Source organism: Collinsella sp. CLA-ER-H2, assembly GCF_040092405.1.
Lineage (GTDB): Bacteria > Actinomycetota > Coriobacteriia > Coriobacteriales > Coriobacteriaceae > Collinsella.
In genome coordinates this window covers 1-15369 of the sequence record NZ_JBBNLO010000036.1, presented here as the reverse complement: position 1 = coordinate 15369, position 15369 = coordinate 1, and the positions used below count along the sequence as shown (strand labels likewise).

13 protein-coding genes and 1 pseudogene are annotated in these 15369 nt (G+C 59.1%); 3 read left to right on the top strand and 11 right to left on the bottom strand.

Annotated features, from left to right (window positions below; genetic code table 11):
• Positions 1-373: 373 nt before the first annotated feature.
• Together AAAX59_RS08890 and AAAX59_RS08885 are read left to right on the top strand one after the other, a co-directional pair.
• Positions 374-1093 (top strand): annotated as a pseudogene (locus AAAX59_RS08890) (hypothetical protein).
• A complete protein-coding gene (locus tag AAAX59_RS08885; protein ID WP_349071498.1) occupies positions 1002-1667 on the top strand; it encodes an isocitrate/isopropylmalate family dehydrogenase in 666 nt (221 codons plus the stop codon). The pseudogene AAAX59_RS08890 and the gene AAAX59_RS08885 overlap by 92 nt, the downstream one beginning before the upstream one ends.
• 351 nt (positions 1668-2018) lie before the next feature.
• On the opposite strand, the gene AAAX59_RS08880 is transcribed toward AAAX59_RS08885, so the two are convergent.
• The 11 genes from AAAX59_RS08880 to AAAX59_RS08830 all read right to left on the bottom strand — a co-directional run bounded on the left by AAAX59_RS08880 (position 2019) and on the right by AAAX59_RS08830 (position 13989).
• Positions 2019-3149, bottom strand: coding sequence for a DUF4179 domain-containing protein (locus AAAX59_RS08880; protein ID WP_117635373.1), 1131 nt, complete (start codon positions 3147-3149; stop codon positions 2019-2021).
• Positions 3130-3690 (bottom strand): sigma-70 family RNA polymerase sigma factor, encoded by a 561-nt coding sequence (locus AAAX59_RS08875; RefSeq protein WP_117583099.1) that lies wholly within the window; start codon positions 3688-3690, stop codon positions 3130-3132. Before AAAX59_RS08875 ends, AAAX59_RS08880 begins: the two co-directional genes overlap by 20 nt.
• Positions 3691-3922: 232 nt before the next feature.
• On the bottom strand, positions 3923-4633 hold the full coding sequence (locus AAAX59_RS08870; RefSeq protein ID WP_117639531.1) for a metallophosphoesterase: 711 nt from the start codon (positions 4631-4633) through the stop codon (positions 3923-3925).
• The gene (locus tag AAAX59_RS08865; RefSeq protein ID WP_349071497.1) at positions 4630-6552 is read right to left on the bottom strand and encodes a BMP family ABC transporter substrate-binding protein; all 1923 of its coding nucleotides are present in this window, start codon (positions 6550-6552) and stop codon (positions 4630-4632) included. The genes AAAX59_RS08870 and AAAX59_RS08865 overlap by 4 nt, the downstream gene beginning before the upstream one ends.
• Positions 6553-6646: 94 nt before the next feature.
• A complete protein-coding gene (locus AAAX59_RS08860) occupies positions 6647-7414 on the bottom strand; it encodes a mechanosensitive ion channel domain-containing protein (protein ID WP_117635370.1) in 768 nt (255 codons plus the stop codon).
• Positions 7415-7749: 335 nt separating this feature from the next.
• On the bottom strand, positions 7750-8544 hold the full coding sequence (locus AAAX59_RS08855; RefSeq protein WP_055250279.1) for an ATP-binding cassette domain-containing protein: 795 nt from the start codon (positions 8542-8544) through the stop codon (positions 7750-7752).
• A complete protein-coding gene (locus tag AAAX59_RS08850; RefSeq protein ID WP_349071496.1) occupies positions 8537-9460 on the bottom strand; it encodes an ABC transporter permease in 924 nt (307 codons plus the stop codon). Before AAAX59_RS08850 ends, AAAX59_RS08855 begins: the two co-directional genes overlap by 8 nt.
• A gap of 204 nt (positions 9461-9664) precedes the next feature.
• A complete protein-coding gene (locus AAAX59_RS08845; protein WP_055250275.1) occupies positions 9665-10645 on the bottom strand; it encodes an ABC transporter substrate-binding protein in 981 nt (326 codons plus the stop codon).
• Positions 10646-10805: 160 nt separating this feature from the next.
• Entirely contained in the window at positions 10806-11591 is a 786-nt protein-coding gene (locus AAAX59_RS08840) for a hypothetical protein (protein ID WP_117758643.1), read from the bottom strand.
• A gap of 249 nt (positions 11592-11840) precedes the next feature.
• Entirely contained in the window at positions 11841-13244 is a 1404-nt protein-coding gene (asnS, locus tag AAAX59_RS08835; RefSeq protein WP_117862239.1) for an asparagine--tRNA ligase, read from the bottom strand.
• 181 nt (positions 13245-13425) lie between these two features.
• Positions 13426-13989 carry a PTS glucose transporter subunit IIA gene (locus AAAX59_RS08830; RefSeq protein WP_349071495.1) on the bottom strand — a complete coding sequence of 188 codons (564 nt, stop codon included), beginning with the start codon at positions 13987-13989 and terminating at the stop codon, positions 13426-13428.
• 246 nt (positions 13990-14235) lie between these two features.
• Between AAAX59_RS08830 and AAAX59_RS08825 the strand changes: the two genes are divergently transcribed.
• Positions 14236-15138 (top strand): alpha/beta hydrolase, encoded by a 903-nt coding sequence (locus tag AAAX59_RS08825; RefSeq protein ID WP_349071494.1) that lies wholly within the window; start codon positions 14236-14238, stop codon positions 15136-15138.
• The last annotated feature ends 231 nt before the right edge of the window (positions 15139-15369 follow it).

Genomic DNA, 15369 nt, shown 5'->3' with positions numbered 1-15369 from the left:
ATTTCCCCGGACAGGACCACCTTTGCCGCCGAGACCTTGAACTGCCTGTCGTATCGCTTTCTTCTTTGGGTCATCTTGAACACCTTTCGCTCTTAACTAGGTGTCCAATTCATCATACCCACTCCAAAACCTCCCATTTCCCGATGTCCAAGAAATGGGAGGCAGTTCACAGGCACCCTTGTGGTGGTTTTACTTGTGTTGTACTTTAGCGCGATGTAGTACTACCCGAGGCCGAAGGGAGCCCAACATGTTTAAGAACACGCAACAGCTCCTAGGCCTAGCGCTACTAGATTGGATAGCGCGCTAGGGTTGTAATCTCGCTATAACGATTTGTTGTACCCGGGTGCGCTATCGTCTGCCGCTTTCAGGCGTGATGAGCGACACGGGTATTTTTCTATCTCTAGGCCTTCTCTCTCTCCTGAAAGCCATCTGTCATAAAACGGTCAATCAGGAGGAACATATAAGCCGCAAAATCACAATCTTTGACGCCACCCTGTGCGACGGTGAGCAGTCGCCGGGCGCCAGCATGAATACCGAGGAAAAGCTCTTCATCGCCCGCCAGCTGGTGCGCATGAACGTGGACGTTATCGAGGCGGGCTTTCCCATCTCGAGTCCTGGTGACTTTCGCTCCGTACAGGAGATTGGCAAGATTGCGGGCGACCGATGCACGGTATGCGGCCTGACGCGCGCTGTCGACAGGGATATCGAAGTGGCTGCAGAGGCGCTCAAAACGGCCCAGAGGCCCCGTATCCATACAGGGCTGGGTATGAGCACCAGTCACCTGCGCGACAAGCTCCATATGACTGAGGAAAGGGCAATTGAGTGAGCGATCCATGCCGTCAAACATGCTCGCAAGTTCGTTGACGATGTTGAGTTTTATGCCGAGGATGCCGGCCGCTCCGATCAGGAGTTTCTGGTGCGCATTATCGAGGCGGCCGTAAAGGCCGGTGCCACGGTCGTGAACATCCCCGATACGATGGGCTACAACATGCCGTGGGACTTTGGCGCCCGCATCCGTGACCTGCGCGGGCGCTGCGGGTGCGGCCGGTCAGCGTGCGGTCGACGTGATGGAGTATCGCGAGTACGAGATTGAGCGCATTGCGCGCCAGGCATTTGAGGCGGCGCGCAAACGTCGCGGCAAGGTGACGAGCGTTGATAAGCGCAACGTGCTGGAGACGAGCCGCATGTGGCGCGAGATCGTGCATCGCGTGCAAGACGAGGAGTACTCCGACGTGGAGCTTGAGGACCTGCTCGTCGACAACGCCGCCATGCAGCTCATCAGTCGACCGGCAGACTTTGACGTCGTGGTGACGGAGAACATGTTCGGCGACATCCTGTCCGATGAGGCGGCTCAGATTACCGGATCGCACGGTATGCTTGCCTCTGCCTCGCTGGATGATGGCGTATCGCTGTTTGGGCCGAGCGCTGGCAGCGCTCCTGACATCGCGGGGCTCGGCGTGGCCAATCCGCTGGCTCAAATCTTGTCGGTGGCGATGCTGCTGACCTACGCGCTCGACATGGGCGAGCAAGCCGCGTGGATCGAGAGCGCCGTGGCGCGCGTGCTCGACGAGGGCTGGCGCACCCGTGACATCGCCGATGTCAACACCCCGGCAGATAAGATCCTCGGCACCACGACGATGGGCGACAAGGTCGTCGCCGCGCTGTAGGCGATGCCGATTCAAGCTGTCAAATATCTCAATCTGTAACATCTAAGGGGCAAAATCGTTCCTACCTGTTACAGATTGAGATTTTCGGCTGAGCATCCGTGGTCTGTCTCGATCTGTAACAGCTAACCGATTATTTGGGCCCTACCTGTTACAGATTGAGACAAACCGTTGGGACAGGTCGGACGAGTCAGCAAAACCACCACAAAGGTGCCGGTCCCCTTCGTGGTGGTTTTTAGCGCAACGAGGTGTTCCCAGCCGACCATACGGGCGGCCTTGCGCTCACGCTGCTCGATGACAGCGCATCTTTAGACGCGAAGTGCGGAACCGGGTGCATATACGAGCCGCGTAGCGTTACGAATTCATGGGAATGACCGTATCGCCAATTTGTACGCTTGCAATCTTGTCTGTGTCACAAACTTGCGAGAACGGCCAGGTCTTGTGGACATCAGTGGTGCCGTTATCCAGTTTATTTGCGAAATAGCCGCTGTGGCTGGTTGCGTCCTCAACATGACCGTCTTTGAACGTCACGATGAGGGGTATGTTGCCAACGGCATCCATAGACTCCTCCATGTTTTGAGACATCTTGCCGCTGTTGTTGTCGTGTTCGATGGAACGATCTATGTTGTAGCGGACTGAAACGCCAACGCAGGATACGGTGGCCTCTTGAATCGTCGCCTTGGTGCCGTTAAAGTTGACCGATTTGGGCGCGGGAATCGTAACGGATGTATCTTCGTAATTCAGCTGGAACTTAAGATCCCATGGGCCCGTAAGTATTTTCTTATACTCGGGAAGCTCTTTGCCAGCACGTGGCACAACGAGAGAGTTGATATGCGTGCGGACGGTCCTGCCCATAAGGCCGGGTGATTCAACGCTGAACTGTGCAAAGTATTGAATGCTGGAGTCATTGGGGTTCTTGTCAATGAGCCATGATTGGCCTTGGCCGCCATGCTCGCCATCAACGTATACGTTTCCATCGACACTTCCGGCGATAGTTCCGTTCTCGCCCGGCTCGGAAAGCTTTTTCAGGGCAGCGGGATCGTCGAACGTAAGCGTATAGGCGATGGTAACCATATCCTTGTCGCCCATGATGGCGTCGGCGGTCACGGTGACTCCGTTGTTGGAGCAGCTAGCACCGACGGGCCGGCCAATACGGTCGATGATCTCGGTTTGAGAAGCAGGTCCGTCAAAGATGTCGGAAAGCATGTCAGAAGGAAGCGGCAGGACGCCTGTTGCCATAGCCGTGCCAGCGCCTCCAATGACGATAGCGAGGACTGCCGTTACAGCGGCAATGCGAGCGACTGTTCTTACGGGATGGCGGGCGATGCGCGGCTTGCGTCGCGTGCCATTAAAGTTGCTTTGAGCGGTCGCCGCATCGCTTGAGGCGACGGACTGAGCAATCGAGTTTGCCATGTGCTGCTTCGCATTATCGGTAAACGAAATGTGCTCCAGGGCGTGGCGATAGTCATTCGAATTCGTAGTCATTGTGGTCTCCTTTCAAGGAAAGCCGAAGTGACGCACGTCCGCGGCTAAGGTGCTGGGCGGTTGCAGCTGGCGTCGCGTGAACGGCGTCTGCGATTTCCCTGATGCTCATGCCTGCGTAGTAGTGCAAAAAGATGGCGATGCGCTGTGCTTGAGGCAGGGCCGTGACAGCGGAAAGAATGGCGCAGTCGCGTTGCGCGAATTCTTGCTCGGTATGTGTTACGGGTGCGCAGAAATCGGGGAGCGAATCGAGGTCGACAACCGGGTGATTCGCGTGCGTACGGCCGATATCGCGACATGCGTTCAGTGCGACTCGGATCACCCAAGCACGTTCGTGTTCGAGCGAGTCGAACGGTTGAGTGCGTTGGAGAATCTTGATCAGCGTGTCCTGGCAGATGTCTTGAGCGTCGTCAGCGGATCCAAGGGCCGAATAGCACAATCGAAGGATGAGGTCGGAATACGTGTCGACCAAGCGCTTTGCTTCCCGCTCGATCTGATCGGCATCGCATCGGAGCGTGCTATTGCGGTTACGGCGTGCAGGCATAGTGTCACCTCCAATTGGTCGTGGTGGATATAGGGAAGGCGTCTCGCGAGGTCCCTCTACATACAACACGGTCGAGACTGCATAAGTTGACAAAAAAAGACGGCACGTGAGCGCCGTCCTTACAAAACAATGAGTGTTCTCGTTAATTACACAAGCACCGTGATGGACAGGTCGGACGAGTCAGCAAAACCACCATAAAGGTGCCTATCCCCTTCGTGGCGGTTGTTGGCAGTTACCAGGGGGTTCTGGCGGTTGAAGACTCGATTGCTTCGTGGCGTTTGAGCTCGCGGCGCATGGTTTGCGAGTTGAGCCAAGCGGCCTTCCAACCGCGCGTGGGGTAGCGCGCCTCGTCAATTTCGATCTTGGTATAGCCGCAGGCGTTGACAATCTTCGTTCCGCATGGGTGTTGGCGCTCGCGTTGAAAGTTGGGGCCGTAGCTTTGGTGCACATGCCCGTGAATCATATAGTCGGGACCCCAAGACTCAAGAGCCGCATTAAAGCACTCGAATCCTCGATGCGGCAGGTCGTCCAGGTCGCCCATGCCTGCGACGGGTGCATGGGTAAGTAGAATATCGCATCCGTCTACCAGTGCGATTTTTCGCGATAGCTTGCGCATGCGTTTTGCCATCTCGCGCTCGGTATACATGTTCGCGCCGTCGCGGTAGCGCATGGAACCGCCCAGACCCGCAATGCGAATACCTCGGTACACATATACGCTGTCCTCAACACAAATGCACCCGCCCGGTGCATGGCGCGCGTAGCGGTCGTCGTGGTTGCCACGAACGTACACAAGCGGTTTGTTGATGACAGTGACCAAAAACTCAAGATAGTCCGGATCCAGGTCGCCTGCGGATAGAATCAGGTCAACGTCCTCAAAGCGCTCCTTGCGAAAACATTCCCACAGGCAGCGCTCCTCTACATCGGCAATGGCTAGGATATTCATAGGGCACGGACCTCCGGCTCGTTATCGAGCTGCGGAATCGAGCCTATAACGTTGTCAGCCAGCCAGTTCATCTCGACAATCTGCGTACTCGGCAGGGGAGGGAAGCCCTCAATCTGAATCACGCCGTCCTGGCTGTGGAGCTCGCCGCCAAATGGGTTGATGGAGCCCTCGACAATGCCGTTGCGAAGCAGCTGCACAAGTTTACGCGTCTGATAGGGTAGGCCCGGAGCGTAGCGAATATCGATGACGCCGGAGCTCATACCGTACCAGTAGTTGACGGCGCGCACCTGCTGGTCATCGGCGGTCTCGTCCCATGTGCCGTGCAGTAGGCTGCGTACGATGAGTTCGTAGTAACGGCCCCAGTTCCATACCGGCATAGCAATACCGGTAACTTCCTTGCCGTTTACCAGACGGTGAAGCCCGTAGGCGGTGGGGTCCTCGAGAGACTTGGACATATCGGCGCCGGTCATGACGCTCACGCCCTCGCGACACATGGCTTCGGCAAGACCGCCGGCGGGAACATCTCCCCAAGTGAGGATAATCTGCGCACGAGGGTCGAGCAGCGAGGCACCGATAGCGAAGGCGTTGATTTCGCTCAGCGCGCCCGAGGCGAAGACCGACGCATGGTAGCCAATACGGTGGTTGTCGGCCATGCTGGCGGCAAGGGCGCCCAGTAGGAACTTGGCCTCGTACATCTTTCCAAAGTACGAGCGGACGCTTTGGTGGGGAAGGCCGATTGAGCAGTTAAGGAACCGCACCTGGGGATACTCGACTGACGCCCTGAGCGTGTATTCCATGAGCCGGTGTGAGGTCGAGAAGATGACGTTCGCCCCGTGCTTTACGGCCGTCTCGACGGCGGCGTAGAACACGTCCGAATCGTGGCAGTCCTCGAACGCCTCGGTGCGCACGATGCCGCCAAAGTGCTCATCAAGATACCGGCGGCCCTGGTCGTGTAGGCTGTCCCAGCTCGACGTGGCACAGGGAAACTCGTGGATAAAGGCGATTCGCATGGGATTGGCAGTGGAGTAGACGGTCTTGCTCATAAAGAAGTTGAGCACGCCCGAGGTAGCTTTTGTCGGTGCGCCCTCTTTCTCGTTGGGCTGCGGCGCTTCGACAAGATCGACTTTGTCCTCGTCGCTTTTGCCGGCAATGACAAGCTCGCGCCAAATCTTGCACAGACGGTTGACGACGATATCCGTCGGCGTATCCAGCAGACGGTCCTGGTTGTAGACGTTGAGGTAGACGAGCATGGCATCGGCAGGCGTAATGTCCAAGTGGTCGCCGCCCGCGCGAAGATAGGCGCGCTTAAAGAGCAGGAAGGTGTGACGTAGGTAGTCGACCTTCTTTTGAGGCCATTTTTCGACAAGATCTTGGCCGAGCATTTTGGCAAGCATCTCGTAGCTGCCCTCGCGCGAAAACTCAATCTCGTACAGGGGGCATACGTACCAAAAGGCGCAAAACTCACCGTACAGGCGGCTCTCGACGGAATCCCACTTACCGGGGTACAGACGCGTCACCTTGGCCGAAACCGTCGGAGCGTCAAGGAATTTGAGGACGCTGACACGCTTGTTGCCCTCTTGGACGTAAAAGCGGTGCATGAACTCGGTGACGATGATGGGGTCGCGGTAGCCCTCGGAGATTTGGATATCGTAGAGGTTGGACCATTTGCGGGCGAATTCGGTATTCCAGGGGAGCAGCGGCATAAAGTTACACGAAAAGGCGGACTGGCGACCTTTGGTAACCGTGCCGACGACCATTTCGAGCGGAATGTCCCGCAGGCCGATGTTCTCGCGCTGCCCGCAGGGAAGCTGGGCGACCAAGCTGTCGAGGTCCGTAAGATATGGATGCTCGCTTTGGCTGATGGCGCGACGGCGTCCCTGTTCGCCGCGCTTGCGCGCTTGACGATAGGCCTCTTCCATGGTGTCTACTCCCTTAGTCGTTTAAACAACGATATGAACCATGGTACCACGATGCGAAACCACCACAAAGGTGCCTGTCCCCTTTGCGGTGGTTTTAGGCGATGATGGGGGCGATGGCGCGGATGCAGGCGTCGGCTGCCGTAAAGGTGGTGCTGTCGTCACTGACGATAAAGATGATCTTACCCTTAATGCCAAAGTCGCCGATCTCGCTAAAGAGCACGTAGGGTTCCTTGTCAAAGCCCGAGATGGGTGAAACGGCGACCTTGGTGGCACAGGCGAGCTCGTCTGCCAGCGCATCGAGCGAGTCCCACTTTGACGTGTCCTTCACCGCGACGGGAACGACAACGCGTCCAAAGGGCATGAGGTGCACGAGTGTGTTCTTGGAGATGTTGGAGTTGGGGACGATGATGGTCTGTCCGCAGGCGTCCTCGATGGTCGTGTGGCGCCAAGTGATGTCCTGGACCACGCCCGACACGCCGCCGACCTCGATATTGTCGCCGGGCTTGATGATGCCCATAAAGGTCACTTGCATGCCGCCGATAAGGTTTGATAGCGTGTCCTGAAAGCCGAGCGAGATGGCGATGCCGCCGACGCCAAGAGCGGCGACGAGCGCGTTTGCGTTAATGCCAAAGCAGTTGTCGAGGATAAAGCTGCCGCCGATCATCCAAATGACGGCACGCGCGATGTTGATGAAGATGCTCGATGCGGGAAGCGGGTTGTCGTCTCGGTTGAGTAGGTGGCGCAGGGTCTTGGATGCCACCTTGGCGGCGATGGCGGTGACTATTACCAAGATGACGGCCCAGATGATGTTGTGGACCCAGCGCTGCTCAAAGAAATGAAGAATCGGTTCAAACAATTCCATGTAGGGAAAACCTCCTAATGATCATTCAACCATGATACCCACCAAAAAGCCCGTCCGATCACATCGGACGGGCCGATAACTTGAGATGGGGTGGCCGCGGTGGCGTAAGCTGGGCCGCCGGCGAGCACGCCGGCAAGGAGTGCGGCGGTCAAGCAAGACGGGGAAGGAGTCTTCTCATGGCAGTTTCCTTAGTTCTTAACCAGTGGTTCCTGCTGACGCTGGATTATCGACATGATATGCGAAAACCGTCGCAAAGGTATCTGTTCCTTTGCGGCGGTTTTGACGTTTGCGCAGATAAAACCTGCCAAAATAAACCTGTCCCTTATTGGCAGGTTTTAGCTCAGCAGCATGCGGTCGTTGGCGAGCTCGCCGCCCGAGACCTCCTCGAACTTCTGCAGCAGGTCGGCTACGGTGAGCGACTTCTTCTCGTCGCCGGCCACGTCGTAGATCACATGGCCCTCGTGCATCATGATCAGACGGTTGCCCAGACGGATGGCGTCGTTCATGTTGTGCGTGACCATGAGCGTGGTCAGGTGGTTCTCGTCGACGATCTCCTCGGTCAGGTTGAGCACCTTAGAGGCCGTCTTGGGGTCGAGGGCCGCGGTGTGCTCGTCGAGCAGTAGCAGGCGCGGCCTGGTGAGCGTGGCCATCAGCAGGGTGAGTGCCTGGCGCTGGCCGCCCGAGAGCAGGCCGACCTTGGCGTTGAGACGCGTGTCCAGACCGAGGTCCAGGCGCTTGAGCAGCTCAACGTACTCATCTTTCTCGGCCTTGGTGACGCCCCACGAAAGGCCGCGACGCTGGCCGCGACGCTTGGCGAGGGCCAGGTTCTCGGCGATCTGCATGTCGGCAGCGGTACCGCGCATGGGGTCCTGGAACACACGGCCCAGGTACTTGGCGCGCTGCGACTCGCTCAGACGCGAGATGTCGGTGCCGTCGAGCTCAATAACACCCGAATCGAGCGGATACACGCCGGCGATCATATTGAGCAGCGTGGACTTGCCTGCGCCGTTGCCGCCAATCACGGTTACAAAGTCGCCATCGTTGAGGGTGAGGTCGACGCCGGTGAGCGCGCGCTTCTCGGTGACGGTGCCCTTGTTAAAGGTCTTCTTGACGTGCGAGAGCTTAAGCATCTGCCTCATCTCCCTTCGTGTAGGAGCTGCGGAGCTTATAGCGCTCCCAAACCACGGGCACGCACAGGGCCACGGCGACGATCACGGCAGAGAGTAGCTTCATGTCGTTGGCGTCCATGCCCAGCTGCAGCACGATGGCGCGGATAAGGAAGTACACCACGGAGCCAAAGACGGCGGAGGCAAGACGGACGCTAAACTGCGTGAGGCCGCCGGGCAGCAGGCGACCGAGCACCTCGCCGATGACGATGGCGGCAAGACCGATAACGATGGCGCCGGTGCCCATGCCAATGTCGGCATACTTTTGGCTCTGGCAGATAAGTGCGCCAGAGAGGCCGATGAGGGCGTTGGAGAGCACAAGGGCAATCATCTTGGTGGTGTTGGTGTTAACGCCCAGGGCGCGGATCATGTACTCGTTGTTGCCGGTGGCACGCAGCGCCGAGCCGATCTCGGTGCCAAAGAACCAGTACAGGATGGCGACGATGGCCACGGCCAGCACAATGCCTAGGATAATGGCAACAGTGGACTGCGGCAGGCCCGTCATGTTGCTGACGGATGAGAAGATAGTGCCCTTGGCAAGGATGGGCGTATTGGACTTGCCCATGATGCGCAGGTTGATGGACCACAGGCTGATCTGGGTGAGGATTCCGGCGAGGATTGCGGGAATCTCAAAGACGGTGGTCAAGATGCCCGTGACGGCACCGGCGATGGCACCGGCGCACATGCCGGCAAGCACGGCGAGCAGCGGGTCGACGTTATTGTTGACGATGAGTACGGCGCAGACACAGCCGCCGAGGGCAAAGCTGCCGTCGCAGGTCATATCGGGGATGTCGAGCAAGCGGAACGTGATAAACACGCCAAGCACCATAATGCCCCAGAGGACGCCCTGCGAAATGGCGCCCTGCAATGCAATGAGCATGCTTCATACCTCCTAGGATAGGGTGGACACGTGATTTTCCATAATAGCGGTACCAATGCATAAAAGAGCGGTGGACAGACGTTTTGTTTTACCTGAAACAAGCAGGGCGAACGCCGGTCTTTAGCGTTCGCCCCAATGACTCAGATATTGAATAACGCAGCAGTGGCGCGCGTGCGGGCCCTAGACGCGTTACCGCGCATGGCGCTACTCGTCCAGAGCGGAAAGGTCGATGCCTAGGGCCTCGGCCATCTCGTCGTTCTTGACGACGACTAGGTCCTTGCTCGAGAGGTGCTTGATCGGCATATCCTCGGGCTTGGCCTCGCCCTTCAGGATCTTAACGGCCATCTCGCCCGCGGCGTAGCCCAGGTCCTTATAGTTGATGGAGAGGGTGAACAGGCCGCCGGCCATGCACATACCCTCCTCGCCGGTCACGAAGGGGAGCTTATTCTCCTTGCAGATCTGGCCGACTTGCGAAGCGCCCGCGGCGATGGTGTTGTCAGTGGGGGAGTACAGCGCGTCGACCTTGCCCACGGCAGACTCGACGACGGACTGAATCTCGTTGGAGCTCGAGACGGTGAAGTCGGTGTACTCCAAGCCTAGCTTGTCGAGCTCCTTCTTGGCGGCCTTGATCTGGACGTCGGAGTTGGACTCGGCGGTGCAGTAGAGCAGGCCGACCTTTTTAACGTCGGGCAGGACCTTCTGCATCATCTCGAGCTGCTCGGCGACCGGGGTGAGGTCGGAAGCGCCCGTGACGTTGGTGCCGGGCTTGTCGTTGTCCTGGACCAGGCCGGAGGCGGCGTAGTCGGTGATGGCACAGCCCACGATGGGGATATCGGCCGTGGCGCCGGCGGCAGCCTGCGCGGCGGGCGTGGCGATGGCATAAATCAGGTTGACGTTGTCGCCCACAAACTTGTCGGCAATGGACTTACACGTGGACTGGTCGTTCTGGGCGTTCTTCTGGTCGATCTTGACCTTAAGGCCGCTCTCCTTGATGGCCTTGACAAAGCCATCGTTGGCGGCGTCGAGTGCGGAGTGCTCGGTGAGCTGCAGAACGCCGATGGTGTAGTCGGAACCGGCGGCAGCAGAGCCGGAACCAGAGTTGCCGCCGCATCCGGCGAGCGGGGCGAGCGCGAGCAGGCCGGCGGAGACCAGAAGGCTCCTGCGGCTGATGGTGATGTCCTTCATATCATTACCCCCAGTATAAAAATGGCTGGAAACACTGCACTTGGACAAAGTGCAAGTGGGACTATAGTAGCGCTGATGTCCATTTTTACAACAGCCTGGCGGGTTTTTTAATACAGAATCGGATGGGCGGTACGGGTAGTCGAATGGGCGGCGGAGGGTCTTATGCGGCGGAGGAGGCGTCGTCCTCGTCCAAGGCGGCGAAGAGCTTCTTGCCATCGAGGAGACGTGTGGTGACGTTTCTCATGCGGCCGATCTCAACGGTGCGCAGCGTGTCGTCGGCGCCTCGGGCGTCATAGACCGTTCCCAGCAAATACGAGATGCCGTCTCGTTGCTTGATGGCAAAGGGTCGGAGTGTCATCCGCGCCACTTCGACCTCTCCGCGTGCCGTGACACTCGAAATATCAAAACTCACCGTGGTTCCGTGGTCGATGGCCTGCTCGATGAGCTCGCAGGCATCGATGCGCTTGACGGGCGTGCGTGTGGCCTTGGTGGATTTGCCGCCTGCGCTTGGAGCAGGCTCGGGTGCATCGAGGTAGCCGCGAACGTCGGCACTCGCCATGGCGACCAGGTGCTGCGCCATGCTTTTTCGAATGGCGATGGGCGTAGAGCGGTTGCGCATGACCATGCCGTGGAGTCGGATGATCTCTTCGTCGGTGAGCGGACGGGTCAAGAGCCGATACCCCACGCCGCGCTTGTACTCAATTTCGTATCCAGCATGGCGAAGTGCGGAGATGGCGGTGTAGATGCTGCGCCGCGCCGCCGAGATGGGCATGCGGGCGGGGTCGTCGGGATGGGCGAGGCGCCGGATCAACTCATCGGAAAGCATGGCCTTGTCCTCGCCGGTGTTTTCGCTTAATAGTTGCAGGATGCGAACGGCGCGATAGGCTGCCATCGAGGCGGCGCCCCTCGTCGTGGTCTCGTAAGTTTCAACAGCGGTTTCGGTCATGGCGCCCACGTCCTTTCCGTTTTGGGTGGCGACGGTATGGAGCCTAGGACGCGGGGCTTTCCCAGGGGCGCAGAGCACTCTGGGCGGTCGGTAGCCGTCGGCAAGCGGCGGGTCGAGTTTTCAACAGCCCTGCCCAACTGACCAAAAACTTGCCAAAAGCTTGACGGATGCTGTTGAAAAAAGCGCCCCTCGGCTTGCCGAGAGGCGCTGGCGTGATGCGCTGGAACGTGTTTGGTGGCGCTGTGGCGATTAGAAGTCGGCGTTGCCCACGGTGCGCGGGTGCGGCAGGACGTCGCGGATGTTGCCCACGCCGGTCAGATACATGACCAAGCGCTCGAAGCCCAGACCGTAGCCGGCGTGCTTGCAGGAACCGTAGCGGCGCAGGTCAAGGTAGTACTTGTACTGCTCGGGATTCATGCCCAGGTCCTTGATGCGGGCCTCGAGCAGATCCAGGCGCTCCTCGCGCTGGGAGCCGCCGATAATCTCGCCGATACCCGGCACCAGGCAGTCGGCGGCGGCGACGGTCTTGCCGTCCTCGTTCATGCGCATGTAGAACGCCTTGATCTCGGCCGGGTAGTCGGTCACGAAGGTCGGGCGCTTAAAGTGCTCCTCGGTCAGGAAACGCTCGTGCTCGGTTTGCAGGTCGATGCCCCAGCTCACGGGATAGTCAAACTTGTGACCGGCGGCGACGGCCTGCTCCAGGATTTCGACGGCCTCGGTGTAGGTGACGCGGGCAAAGTCGGAGTTTGCCACGTGGTCCAGGCGCTCGATCAGGCCCTTGTCCACAAACTTGTTGAGCATGTTGAGCTCGTCGGGGCAGGTGGCCATAACGTCCTTAAGGACGTACTTGAGCATGGCCTCAGCGTTATCCATGTAGTCGTTCAGATCGGCGAAGGCCATCTCGGGCTCGATCATCCAAAACTCGGCGGCGTGGCGCGTGGTGTTGGAGTTCTCGGCACGGAAGGTGGGGCCAAAGGTGTACACGTCGCCAAAGGCCATGGCGAAGTTTTCGGCATTGAGCTGGCCGGAAACGGTGAGGCTCGCATGCTTGCCAAAGAAGTCCTGACTCCAGTCGACCTCGCCGGACTCGGTGAGGGGCGGGTTTTTGGGGTCGAGCGTGGTCACGCGGAACATCTCGCCGGCGCCCTCGCAGTCACTCGTGGTGATGATGGGGGTGTTGACGTAGACAAAGCCCTGCTCCTGGAAGAAGCGGTGGATGGCGGCAGCCGCGACAGAACGGATGCGGAACACGGCGCGGAACAGGTTGGTGCGCGGGCGCAGGTGCTGCTGGGTGCGCAGGAACTCGACGGTTGCGCGCTTCTTCTGCAGCGGGTAATCCGGGGCGCTGACGCCCTCGACCTCAATGGAGGTGGCAGAAAGCTCGAAAGGCTGGGGCGCATCGGGGGTCAGCTTGACGGTGCCGGTGCAAATGAGTGCGGCCGAGACGTTTTGATGGGCGATCTCGTCGTAGTTGTCGAGTGCCTCGCGGTTCATGACGACCTGCAGGTCGCGGAAGCAGCTGCCGTCGTTGAGCGTAACAAAGCCAAAGTTCTTCATGTCGCGGATGGACTTGACCCAGCCGGCGACGGTGACGGTCTGGCCGCCGAGCGACTCGGCATCGGCATAGAGCTGCGCGATTTTGGTGCGGTTCACGTATCCTCCCATAACGGTTGAATGATAGTTATCCATACAGTTCGATATTCTAGCAGCTCGGCTCATTTGGGCTATACAGATAAGGCATTGGCGGGATGGTTTTTCAAACGAAAAGCGCCCGCGGCCAAATGGTCGCGGGCGCTTGACGAGGTGCCTTTTGGCTGTGTGGCGCGGGGCCTGGCTACTTGGTCTTGGCAACCAGCAGCGGGTCGCCAAGCTTGACGAGCGGGTTGCCGCCGATAAGCGTTCCAGACTCGCCGACATGGTCGATGCTCTTAAGACGATCGAGCTCGGAGATGATGACGGTCACGATGTCCTCGTGGCCGGCGGCCTTGATGGCCTCGCGATCGAAGCTGATGAGCGGCTGGCCGGCCTTGACCACATCGCCCATCTCGACAAAGCGGGCAAAACCCTTGCCGTTCATTTCCACGGTGCCCAGGCCAACATGGATGAATACGCGCAGACCGTCCTCGGTAATCATGCCGATGGAGTGGTTGGTGACAGTGGTGGCGCCGATGCGGCCGTTGGCGGGCGCATAGATGGTGCCGGTAATGGGCTCGATGCCATAGCCCTGGCCAAGCATGCCCGAGGCGATCGTCTCGTCGGGAACCTCGTCCAGGCTGACGAGCACGCCGTTGACGGGGGCATAGATGACGCCTTCGCGGGTGGCGAAGCTTGCTGCGGGCGGAACGGACGCCTCGCCGGTCGAGGTGAAGGTGGACTTAAGCGAATCGAGCAGACCCATAGTTGCCTCCAACGTATCAAGCGCGCATGTCGCACGCGTGTAATGTAGCCGGAAACGTTACGTATGTGTTTCCCGGCACGGTCAGCGTCCCTATTCTACGCTGTGAAACGATAGTGCTGAGCTGGGATTATGTGATATATCAGTTGAAGGGGAACTTATTGCGGGGGTGTTTCTGCGTCGTGGGTCCAACTGGGGTACGCTTGAGGGCGAAAAAGAGTGCGCACGAATCGCGCGAAGGGAGCACATATGATTGTCGAGAACCATGCGCTGTGGGGCGAGGAGCCGACCGAGGAATATCCGGCGACGTTTACGTATTTGGGTGCCGAGCCGCTGCCCGATAAACCGAATGGCCGCCGCCCTGCCGTGATTATCTGCGGCGGAGGTGCGTTTACGCATATCGCTCCGCATGAGCAGGATCCCGTGGCGTTTGCGTTTTTGGATCACGGTTACCAGGCCTTTGTGCTCAACTATGTCACGAGTTCTACGGGTGACGTGAGCTTTCCGCACCCCCAGGCAGATCTCGCCAAGATGGTCGCCACGGTGCGCGCGAATGCCGACGAGTGGCATGTCGATCCCAAGCGCGTGTGCGTCGTGGGCTTTTCTGCTGGCGGCATGATTTGCGCCTCGTTGGCAACACAGTGGAAGACCGGCCCCTTTGCGGCATTTGCCGGGGCGCGTCCGGACGACATTCGTCCCGATGCCGTGGTGCTGGGCTATCCATTGCTCGACTTTGCCTATGTGCGCGACATGCAGACGCGCGATCCGCGCATTGACTTGCGTGTGCCCAAGACGGGCGGCAAGACGGGGCGCGATCTTCTCAACGACTATCTGTCGATGGTGACGGGTGGCGAGGCAACTGACGAGCATTTGGCCGATATCTGCCCCACCACGCATGTTTCGCGTCAGATGCCGCCGACCTTTGTGTGGGGCGTGTCCGACGACAAGACGGCGCCGATCGCGCAGGTCTATCCGTTTGCGCAGCGCATGGCCGAGGAGGGCGTCGCTTGCGAGATGCACGTCTTTGACCAAGGTGGTCACGGGCTTTCGCTCGGCAACGCCAACACCGCGGTCGATAACGAGGACAAGCAGGTGGCGGTCCGTCCATGGATTCGCCTGGCCTTCCGCTTCCTGGAGCGCCACGGGTTTTAGTTACGGCGTTTTACCAAACGCCGTAACCACTTGACGCTGCAAGCCCGCCAGAGCGGCAATCTGCCTTTCAACTTCGGCGGCATGACCAAAAGGTCAATGCCGCCTCGTTTAAAGGCTTTAGCCTGTGCGGGGCGCGCAGCGCGCCGCATCAGAAACCACCCGCTATGCGGGTGGGGACAACCGGCTTTACAAAGCCGCCCCCTCGCCGGACACTTGCGATTGTTCAGGCCG

Coding starts and splice junctions, on each gene's coding strand:
- AAAX59_RS08880 (WP_117635373.1), bottom strand. CDS start 3,149: ATGACTACGAATTCGAATGACTATCGCCACGCCCTGGAGCACATTTCG.
- AAAX59_RS08875 (WP_117583099.1), bottom strand. CDS start 3,690: ATGCCTGCACGCCGTAACCGCAATAGCACGCTCCGATGCGATGCCGAT.
- AAAX59_RS08870 (WP_117639531.1), bottom strand. CDS start 4,633: ATGAATATCCTAGCCATTGCCGATGTAGAGGAGCGCTGCCTGTGGGAA.
- AAAX59_RS08865 (WP_349071497.1), bottom strand. CDS start 6,552: ATGGAAGAGGCCTATCGTCAAGCGCGCAAGCGCGGCGAACAGGGACGC.
- AAAX59_RS08860 (WP_117635370.1), bottom strand. CDS start 7,414: ATGGAATTGTTTGAACCGATTCTTCATTTCTTTGAGCAGCGCTGGGTC.
- AAAX59_RS08855 (WP_055250279.1), bottom strand. CDS start 8,544: ATGCTTAAGCTCTCGCACGTCAAGAAGACCTTTAACAAGGGCACCGTC.
- AAAX59_RS08850 (WP_349071496.1), bottom strand. CDS start 9,460: ATGCTCATTGCATTGCAGGGCGCCATTTCGCAGGGCGTCCTCTGGGGC.
- AAAX59_RS08845 (WP_055250275.1), bottom strand. CDS start 10,645: ATGAAGGACATCACCATCAGCCGCAGGAGCCTTCTGGTCTCCGCCGGC.
- AAAX59_RS08840 (WP_117758643.1), bottom strand. CDS start 11,591: ATGACCGAAACCGCTGTTGAAACTTACGAGACCACGACGAGGGGCGCC.
- AAAX59_RS08830 (WP_349071495.1), bottom strand. CDS start 13,989: ATGGGTCTGCTCGATTCGCTTAAGTCCACCTTCACCTCGACCGGCGAG.
- AAAX59_RS08825 (WP_349071494.1), top strand. CDS start 14,236: ATGATTGTCGAGAACCATGCGCTGTGGGGCGAGGAGCCGACCGAGGAA.